Origin of the sequence: Halorubrum sp. SP9 (assembly GCF_005435015.1) — an archaeon.
Taxonomy (GTDB): domain Archaea; phylum Halobacteriota; class Halobacteria; order Halobacteriales; family Haloferacaceae; genus Halorubrum; species Halorubrum sodomense.
In genome coordinates, this window is the sequence record NZ_SGXU01000547.1 from 1 (window position 1) to 325 (window position 325).

Here is a 325-nt window from a genome sequence, read left to right on the forward strand (position 1 = left end):
TGGAGTCCAGCGCCGAGTCGGTGGAGGGTGTTGCGTACGCGGATGTAACCTTGGTAGACGACAACAACGACGGCACCGACGACAGTACAACGGATTCAGACGGGGTACCGATCTACCCTGTCGACAACAGCACCGTTGCGACTGTTGCTGCTGGTGATATTACCGTCACAACCACGCAACGATGACCGACGTTACTACGTCAATAGCGACGCTGGCCGACAACTGGCCGTACTCATTTCAAGACCCGACCCGCAATACAGAACTACGGACGCTGTTATCGGCGTTCGTTGAAGATTTCCAACTCGTCAATCAGTCGATTACTGAA

At 54.2% G+C, this 325-nt stretch carries 1 protein-coding gene; it reads left to right on the top strand.

Annotation, left to right across the window (positions count from 1 at the left end; translation table 11 throughout):
* The coding region (locus tag EXE45_RS21065) for a hypothetical protein (RefSeq protein ID WP_206750524.1) at window positions 1-185 on the top strand (185 nt) is incomplete at its 5' end.
* Window positions 186-325 lie beyond the last annotated feature (140 nt).